Origin of the sequence: Sphingopyxis sp., assembly GCF_036402335.1 — a bacterium.
GTDB lineage: Bacteria > Pseudomonadota > Alphaproteobacteria > Sphingomonadales > Sphingomonadaceae > Sphingopyxis.
The window spans coordinates 1-8,133 of sequence record NZ_DASWTD010000099.1; the positions used below are offsets into that span (position 1 = coordinate 1).

Sequence of the window (8,133 nt, forward strand, 5' to 3'; positions counted from 1 at the left end):
GATGCGCATCGAGGATGCGCTGACCAAGGAACAGATTCTCGAGCTTTATCTGAACGAAATCCCGCTCGGTCGGCGCAGTTTCGGGGTGCAGGCCGCGAGCCGCGCCTATTTCGACAAGGATGTCGACCAGCTGCGCGACTATGAACCGCCGCTGCCGACGATGGTTCGCGATGCCGAGGGCAAGCCGGTGCACAGCTACGCCCGCGAACGGCGCGTCCAGCTCGAATATAGCGAGTATCCGCAACTTCTGGTCCGCGCCTATCTGGCGGCGGAGGACCGCACCTTCTTCAGCCATGGCGGCATCGACTATCCGGGCATCGTCAGCGCGATCGTCACCAACCTTTCGAACAGCGGGCGCCCGATCGGTGCCTCGACGATCACGCAGCAAGTCGCGAAGAACCTGCTGCTCACCAACGAGGTCAGCTACACGCGCAAGATCCGCGAGGCGATCCTCGCGATGCGCATCGAAGATGCGCTGACCAAGGAACAGATCCTCGAACTCTACCTCAACGAAATCCCGCTCGGCCGCCGCAGCTTCGGCGTCCAGGCCGCGAGCCGCGCCTATTTCGACAAGGACGTCGACCAGCTCCAGCTCCATGAAATGGCGTTTCTCGCGATCCTGCCCAAGGCGCCCGAAACCTATGGCCGCGCGCGCAACGCCGACAAGGCGATGGGCCGGCGCAATTTTGTTTTGAACGAAATGCAGCGCAACGGCTGGATCACCACGGCGCAGCGCGATGCGGCAAAGGCGATGCCGCTTGGCCTCACCGACACCGGAAACCGCGCGATCGCGCAGGTCGGTGGCTATTATATGGAAGAGGTCCGTCGCCAGTTGATCGCCGAATTCGGCGAAACCGCCGACAAAGGCCCGCACAGCGTCTACGCCGGTGGCCTTTGGGTGCGCACCGCCTATAATGACAAGATGCAGGCTGCCGCCGCCAATGCGCTCCGCCGCGGCCTTCTCCGCTACGATGCCGGCAAGGGCTGGTCGGGCCCGATCGCGACGATCGAGGCCGACGACCAGTGGGCCAGCCGCCTCGCGTCGAGCTTCATCGGCATCGATTACGACGGCTGGCGCATCGCAGCCGTCGTCTCCAAATCGCCCGGCGCCGCGCAGATCGGCTTTGCCGACGGGTCGACCGGCACGCTGCCTGCGGGCGCCGCGACTTTGATATATCGCAAGACCGGCGGCAGCGCCTTCTCGGCGATGCGCCCGGGCGACCTGATCGCGGTCAAGTCGACCGGCGGCAACAGTTATGCGCTACGGAACATTCCCGAGGTGTCGGGCGGCTTCATGGCCGAAAGCCCGCATTCGGGACGCATCTATGCGATGCAGGGCGGTTTCGACGTCCGCCTGTCGCCGTTCAACCGCGCGACGCAGGCCGAACGCCAGCCGGGTTCGACGATCAAACCCTTCGTCTATGCCGCCGCGCTCGACAATGGCATGACCCCCGCGACGATGATCGTCGATGGACCCTTCTGTGTTTATCAGGGCGCGAGCCTCGGCAACAAATGCTTCCGCAACTTTGGCAATTCGGGGGGCAGCGGCGAACATACGATGCGCTGGGGCCTCGAACAGTCGCGCAACCTGATGACGGTCCGTACCGCGAGCCAGGTCGGGATGGAGCCGATCGTCGAGATGATCCAGACGATGGGCATCGGCAAGCACGAACCCTATCTCTCGACCGCGCTCGGCGCGGGGTCGACGACGGTCGAGAAGATGACCAACGCCTTTGCAATGCTGGCAAACCACGGCCGCGAACTGAAACCGCGCGTGATCGACTATGCGCAGGATCGCCGTGGCAAGGTGATTTTCCCGGCGAACTGGAAGCCCTGCGAAGGCTGCAACAAAAAGGATTGGGACGGCCGGCCGATGCCGCGCTTCGCCAGGTCGGGCAAGCAGCTGATGGATCCGATGACCGCCTATCAGGTCGTCCATATGCTCGAAGGCGTCGTCCAGCGCGGCACCGCGGTGCGCCTGCGCGATCTCGGCGTGCCCTTGTTCGGCAAGACAGGCACGACCTCGGGCCCCAAGGATGCGTGGTTCGTCGGCGGGACGCCGGATGTCGTCGCCGGGGTCTATATCGGTTTCGACCAGCCGCGGAACATGGGCGGCTATGTCCAGGGCGGCAGCATGGCCGCGCCGATCTTCAAGCAATTTTTCGAAGAGTCGCTCGCCGACAGCCAGCCCATTCCGTTTGCCGCGCCCAAGGGCGTGCGGATGGTACGGATCGATCGCCAGTCGGGCCGCCGCGTCTATGGCAGCTGGCCGGGCAGCGATCCCAAGGCGTCGATCATCTGGGAAGCCTTCAAGCCCGAAAGCGAACCGCGCCGGACGATCCGCGAAGAAGAAATCAAGCCGATCAAGACGCCGAGGCGGCAGGCCGCACCGACCCAGAAGGGCCGGTCGGGACGCACCGACAGCGACTTCCTCGACGACCGCGGCGGCATCATCTGACGCTGCGCACCGCCTTCCCCTGCGGCTCATGAGGCCGTAAGGGCGGGATCAACATATTTCAGGAGCAAGGACATGCGCGCCGAAGCGCAGGATCATATCGACAAGATTGGCGCCGCGCTGGCGCTGCTGCGGCGTTTCCTCGACTGGGACCGCGCGGTGCGGCGGCTCGACGAACTCAACGCGAAGGTCGAGGACCCGACCCTGTGGAACGATGCCAAGGCGGCGCAGGAAGTCATGCGCGAACGCCGCCGGCTCGACGAGGCGATCGCCGCGACGCGCGCGATCGAAACCGAATGCGCCGATACTGCCGAACTGATCGAGCTTGCCGAAATGGAAGGCGACGAGGCGATGGTCGACGAGGCGATCGCCAGCCTTGCGACGCTCGCTGCACGTGCCGAGGAAGACAAGATCAAGGCGCTGCTCGCGGGCGAGGCTGACGCCAACGACTGCTACATCGAAGTCCATGCCGGCGCCGGCGGCACCGAAAGCCAGGACTGGGCCGAAATGCTCCAGCGCATGTACAGCCGCTGGGCCGAAAAGCGTCGGATGAAGGTCGAACTCGTCGAATATCAGGCGGGCGAACAAGCGGGCATCAAATCGGCGACGATGCTGGTGAAGGGCGAAAATGCCTATGGCTATGCCAAGACCGAAAGCGGCGTCCATCGCCTCGTCCGCATCTCGCCCTACGACAGCTCGGCGCGCCGCCACACCAGCTTCTCGTCGGTGTGGGTCTATCCGGTGATCGACGACAATATCGATATCGAGATCAACGAAGGCGACCTCAAGATCGATACCTATCGCGCCTCGGGCGCGGGTGGACAGCACGTCAATACCACCGATTCGGCGGTCCGTATCACGCACATCCCGACCGGCATCGTCGTGGCCAGCCAGAACGACCGGTCGCAGCACAAGAACCGCGCGACCGCGATGGGGATGCTGAAGGCGCGGATGTACGAGGCCGAACTTCAGAAGCGCGAAGCCGCGGCGTCGGGCGAATATCAGGCGAAGACCGAGATCGGCTGGGGGCACCAGATCCGCTCCTATGTTCTCCAGCCGTATCAGCTGGTGAAGGATCTGCGCACCGGGATCACGTCGACGGCGCCATCCGATGTGCTCGACGGCGCGCTCGATCCTTTCATGGCGGCGGCGCTGTCGCAGAAGGTGACGGGCGAGAAGGTCGAAGTGGAAGATATCGACTGATGCGGCGCGCGGTCTTCCTTGCCGCGCTGGCGCTTTTGCCGCTGCTGAACGGCTGCGATGCGCCGTGGGAAGACAATAGCGACCGCGCCGAGACGGCGCGTGAATTCCCGCCTGCCGACCGGCCGGTGGCGCCGACCGTTTCGACCAAATGGTCGACCGAGGAAGCCCGCGACCGCGTCAACGAAGCCGAGGATGTGATGGACTCGGCCGATGTGCGGCCTGGCATGACCGTTGCCGACATCGGCGCGGGCGACGGCTATTACACCGTGCGCCTCGCGCAGCGCGTCGGCGCCGGCGGGCGTGTGCTCGCACAGGACATCATGCCCGAGGTGATCGAGCGGCTCGCCGACCGCGTCGCGCGCGAGCGGCTCGACAATATTTCGCTGAAGCTCGGCGCCGTCGATGACCCGCGCCTTCCCGCGGCGAGTTTCGACCGCGTCTTCATGGTCCATATGTATCACGAGATCGGCGAGCCCTACGCCTTCCTGTGGCGGCTGCGCCCGGCGCTGCGCAAGGGCGGGCAAGTGCTCGTCGTCGACGGCGACCGCCCGATCGCGCAGCACGGCACGCCGTTTCGTCTGCTTGTCTGCGAATTCGAGGCGGTGGGCTACAAGCTCGTGTCGTACGACGACAAGCAGCATGCCGGCGGCTATCTCGCGCGCTTCGAGCCCGAGGGTAAACGCCCCGACGCCGATGCGATCAAGGTCTGCAAAAACCCCTAGTAGACGATCAGACGGTCCTCCGGACCGATGTTCGCCATGAAGCTGACCAGCCCCGCCGCGCGGACGTGTGGCACCAGTTCGCTCGCGGCGATCCCGACGAGCGCCATGCCCGACTGGCAGACGAACAGTTCGACCTCCATCGCGATCGCTTCCTCGACCAGCCACGCGAGGTCGGGTTGCCCCGCGGCGCGGCGCGCTTCGTCGCCGGCGAAGGACAGCGGATCGCGCAGCAGTGCGGCCGCTTCGCCCTGAACGAAGACCCGTACTGTGCGGCCCAGCGCTGCCGCTGCCATCGCGGCTTCGATCGCGGCGTAGAGCCGCCGTCCCTCGGCGACCGCGACGATGATGTTCAGGCTCGGCATGTCGGGCACCGCGGATCCTCGGGAACGCCGACTTCGCGCCAGCGGCGACCCAGCATATCGACGATCGCGAGGCGCCCCGTCAACGATGAACCCCAGCCCGACAGCGCACGCACGGCTTCGAGCGCTGCCATCGTCCCGATCATCCCGGCCAGCGCGCCCATCACGCCCGCCTCGGCGCAATTGATGCCTTCGCGGTCGGGGTCGGGCCCGACGAGGCAGGCGTAGCAGGCCTGGCCTTCGCGCCATCCTTCGTAGAGCGCGACCTGCCCCTCGAACGCGCCGATCGCGGCGCTGAGCAGCGGGATGCGTAGCGCGACTGCCGCGCGGTTGACGGCGAGCCGGGTCTCGAAATTGTCGCAGCCGTCGAGGATCAGGCTCGCGCCCGCGAGCAGGGCCTCGGCGTTGCCGTCGCCCAGCCGTTCGGGCACCGCAACCGTTTCGACATGCGGATTGATCCGCCGCGCCGCGTCCGCCGCGACCTCGGCCTTGGACGCGCCGATATCGGCGTCGGTGAACAGCGGCTGGCGCTGCAGGTTGCTGAGCTCGACATGGTCATGGTCGACGATCGTCAGCTTGCCGACGCCCGCCGCCGCCAGATAGGTGATCGCCGGGCAACCGATCCCGCCCGCACCGATCACCGCGATGTGCGCGGCCTTCAGCTTCGCCTGCCCCGCGCCGCCAAAAGCGGGCAGGATGATCTGCCGGGCATAGCGGTCGAGTTCGGCATCGCCCAGGCTCATTACGGCAATCTCATCGCGACGCGGAACCGGTACCGCGTCGTTTGACCGACCGGTTTGAAATAGGTCCGCGGTGCAGTTTGCAGCCATTTCCTGATATATGTGACGCGTTGCCACGCACAATCGGGCGCCTCGATGCGAATGTCGCGCGGTGCCGCCTGTGGAGGCAGGGTCATTCTGATCGTCATATCATAGTCACCGCATCGCCGGTCTTCGTGCAAGGCGAGCGGGTCGGACAGTCGCGCGATGAATTTCTGCTCCGCGACCGCATCTTTGAACGGCCGTTCGACCTTGATCGGAACCGATCCAGCCAGCAGCAGGGCGGCGATGCCGACTGCCACCTATTCGCCCGGCTGCCGTATCTTCACGGTCGACAGCGATCCGATATTTTGGGGAACGAAATCATCGTCGGGCGCCTCTTGGTCCTTCGCGCTCGCCACGCCGGTCGATCCGAAGCCGCCCGCGCCGCGCGCGGTCTCGTCGAGCATCTCGACTTCGGCAAAGGCGGCGCGCTGGACCGGCGCCGGGACGAGTTGCGCGATGCGGTCGCCGCGCCGGATCTCGAAATTATCCTCGGACAGGTTGGCGAGGATCACCTTCACTTCGCCGCGATAATCGCTGTCGATCGTCCCCGGCGTGTTGAGGCAGGTCACGCCATGCTTGAGCGCGAGGCCCGAGCGCGGACGCACCTGCACCTCATAGCCTGCCGGGATTGCCATTGCGAAGCCGGTCGCGACTGCATGGCGCGCGCCGGGGCGCAGCGTCAGCGTTTCGGCCGCGACGACATCCATCCCCGCCGCGCCATCGCTCGCATAGGCGGGCAGGGGCAGGCCGCCACCGTTGGGCAGTCGCTGGATGGCGATTTCAATCCCGTTCAAGGGGTGCGCGTTTGTCGAGTTCATCGGCGATCTTTTCCATCAATTTGCGGGCGACGGCCTGCTTGGGCAGCCGGTCCCAGCTGTCTACTCCGTCTTTGCTGACGATATGCACGCGGTTGCTTTCGCCGCCCATCGGGTCGGCGGACACGTCGTTGGCGACGATCCAGTCGCAGCCCTTGCGAGCGAGCTTCGCCTCGGCATGCGCGATCACGTCGTTGGTCTCGGCGGCAAAACCGATCAGCAGCGGCGGGCGCTGGGCGCTTTTGGCAACGCCGGCAAGAATGTCCGGATTTTCGGCGAGCGCGAGCGGCGGGACCTGCCCGCTGCCGTCCTTCTTGATCTTTTGCGGTGCGGCGTCGGCGGCGCGCCAGTCGGCGACCGCGGCGACCATGATCGCCGCATCGACGGGCAGGCCTTCGGCAACTTCGGCGGCCATCTCGACCGCGGTCTCGACATCGACGCGGATCACGCCCGGCGGGGTCGGCAGCGGCACGGGCCCCGCGATCAGCAGTACCTCCGCGCCCGCCTCGGCGGCGGCGGCGGCGATCGCAAAGCCCTGCTTCCCGCTCGAGCGGTTGGCGATATAGCGCACCGGGTCGATCGGTTCGTGCGTCGGGCCTGCGGTCACGAGGACGCGGCGGCCGAAGAGCGGGCGATGGTTCGCTGGCGCGAAATCGGGCTGGCCCGTGAGCGGCACCGGAACGGGCGCGCTTGCCAGCGCTGCGTCGATCGCGTCCTTGACCGCAGCCGGTTCGGGCAGGCGGCCGGGGCCATATTCGCCGCACGCCATCTCGCCTTCGTCGGGCTCCATCACGGTCACCCCGTCGCCGCGCAGGGTGGCGACGTTGCGCCGCGTCGCCGCGTGGAGCCACATGCGCACGTTCATCGCGGGCGCGGCGAGTACGGGCTTGTCGGTCGCGAGCAGCAGCGTTGTCGCCAGGTCGTCGGCGATCCCTGCCGCCATCTTGGCGAGCAGGTCGGCCGTCGCGGGCGCGACGACGACGAGGTCGGCTTCGCGGCTGAGTTCGATATGCCCCATCTCGACTTCGTCCTTGAGGTCGAAGATGTCGGTGTAGACCTTGTTCTCGCTCAAGGCCGCGAGTGTGAGCGGGGTGACGAATTGCTGGCCCGCGCGCGTGATCACGCAGCGCACCGTCATGCCCGCCTTGCGGAGCAGGCGGACGAGTTCGATAGCCTTATAGGCGGCGATACCACCGCCGATGATCAGCAGGATGCGCGGGGCGGCCATCACCGGCCGCCCGTCGGCACGGTGGGGGCCGCGCGAGCGGCGGCGGGCAGGGGCAGAATCATCGCCATCTCCTTTGCCATCCAGTTATGCGCTCCGCGTCGCCGGTTCAAGGCGACCTCCGTGCGATCAGCCAGCGGAAGAAGAGCGCGGCGAATATGCCGCATCCGCCGCCGAAGGCCGCCATGCCGCAAAGCTGCTCCCAGTTGGCCGGATCGGGATTTTCGATGACATTGTCGATCGCGCCGCCCAGCAACGCGACGAGCGGGCCGGCGGTGACGGTGCCCACCCCGACCCAGACGACCGGGTGACGGAAGATCGGCGCACGCGCCGCAGCTTTTGCGGTTGCCCAGCCGAGCAGCGAGATCGGAAGCCAGCCGATGAGGAGGCCGAAGACGACGCCGAGGATCGACCCGAAGGCGAGCATCGATACCAGCGATCCGAGCACGGCGGCGGGATCGCGTACCAGCGCGAAAGGATCTTTTGCGAGCAGGACGAGGGCGAACAGCAGGATCGAAAAGGGGCCCGTC

General features: G+C 66.5%; 8 protein-coding genes and 1 pseudogene. 3 read left to right on the forward strand and 6 right to left on the reverse strand.

Translation table 11 applies throughout. The features are described from left to right. The 3 genes from VGD20_RS02955 to VGD20_RS02965 form a co-directional block, all read left to right on the forward strand. On the forward strand, positions 1–2,458 hold a 2,458-nt coding region (locus tag VGD20_RS02955; protein WP_331133019.1), incomplete at its 5' end, for a PBP1A family penicillin-binding protein. A 72-nt stretch (positions 2,459–2,530) separates the two neighbouring features. Continuing rightward, the gene (prfB, locus tag VGD20_RS02960) at positions 2,531–3,658 is read left to right on the forward strand and encodes a peptide chain release factor 2 (protein ID WP_331133020.1); all 1,128 of its coding nucleotides are present in this window, start codon (positions 2,531–2,533) and stop codon (positions 3,656–3,658) included. After that, on the forward strand, positions 3,658–4,380 hold the full coding sequence (locus tag VGD20_RS02965) for a class I SAM-dependent methyltransferase (RefSeq protein ID WP_414714533.1): 723 nt from the start codon (positions 3,658–3,660) through the stop codon (positions 4,378–4,380). The genes prfB and VGD20_RS02965 overlap by 1 nt, the downstream gene beginning before the upstream one ends. Here VGD20_RS02965 and VGD20_RS02970 read toward each other — a convergent pair. From VGD20_RS02970 to VGD20_RS02995, 6 genes and pseudogenes are all read right to left on the reverse strand, one after another. Then, complete coding sequence (locus tag VGD20_RS02970) at positions 4,377–4,742, reverse strand: DsrE family protein (protein ID WP_331133026.1); 366 nt, start codon at positions 4,740–4,742, stop codon at positions 4,377–4,379. The two genes, VGD20_RS02965 and VGD20_RS02970, sit on opposite strands and share 4 nt — an antisense overlap. After that, entirely contained in the window at positions 4,730–5,482 is a 753-nt protein-coding gene (locus VGD20_RS02975; protein WP_331133021.1) for a HesA/MoeB/ThiF family protein, read from the reverse strand. The genes VGD20_RS02970 and VGD20_RS02975 overlap by 13 nt, the downstream gene beginning before the upstream one ends. Beyond that, on the reverse strand, positions 5,482–5,820 hold the full coding sequence (locus tag VGD20_RS02980; protein WP_331133022.1) for a hypothetical protein: 339 nt from the start codon (positions 5,818–5,820) through the stop codon (positions 5,482–5,484). Before VGD20_RS02980 ends, VGD20_RS02975 begins: the two co-directional genes overlap by 1 nt. Before the next feature lie 99 nt (positions 5,821–5,919). Further along, positions 5,920–6,381: pseudogene (dut, locus tag VGD20_RS02985) on the reverse strand (dUTP diphosphatase); the annotation flags it as partial. Further along, positions 6,344–7,606, reverse strand: coding sequence for a bifunctional phosphopantothenoylcysteine decarboxylase/phosphopantothenate--cysteine ligase CoaBC (coaBC, locus tag VGD20_RS02990; RefSeq protein ID WP_331133023.1), 1,263 nt, complete (start codon positions 7,604–7,606; stop codon positions 6,344–6,346). The pseudogene dut and the gene coaBC, both read right to left, overlap by 38 nt. A 106-nt stretch (positions 7,607–7,712) precedes the next feature. Beyond that, positions 7,713–8,133, reverse strand: a 421-nt coding sequence (locus tag VGD20_RS02995) for a hypothetical protein (protein ID WP_331133024.1), incomplete at its 5' end; no start/stop codon positions are given.

Bases quoted from the DNA above. Each gene is read 5' to 3' on its own strand.
- prfB (WP_331133020.1), top strand. From the start codon at position 2,531: ATGCGCGCCGAAGCGCAGGATCATATCGACAAGATTGGCGCCGCGCTG.
- VGD20_RS02970 (WP_331133026.1), bottom strand. From the start codon at position 4,742: ATGCCGAGCCTGAACATCATCGTCGCGGTCGCCGAGGGACGGCGGCTC.
- VGD20_RS02965 (WP_414714533.1), top strand. From the start codon at position 3,658: ATGCGGCGCGCGGTCTTCCTTGCCGCGCTGGCGCTTTTGCCGCTGCTG.
- VGD20_RS02975 (WP_331133021.1), bottom strand. From the start codon at position 5,482: ATGAGCCTGGGCGATGCCGAACTCGACCGCTATGCCCGGCAGATCATC.
- coaBC (WP_331133023.1), bottom strand. From the start codon at position 7,606: ATGGCCGCCCCGCGCATCCTGCTGATCATCGGCGGTGGTATCGCCGCC.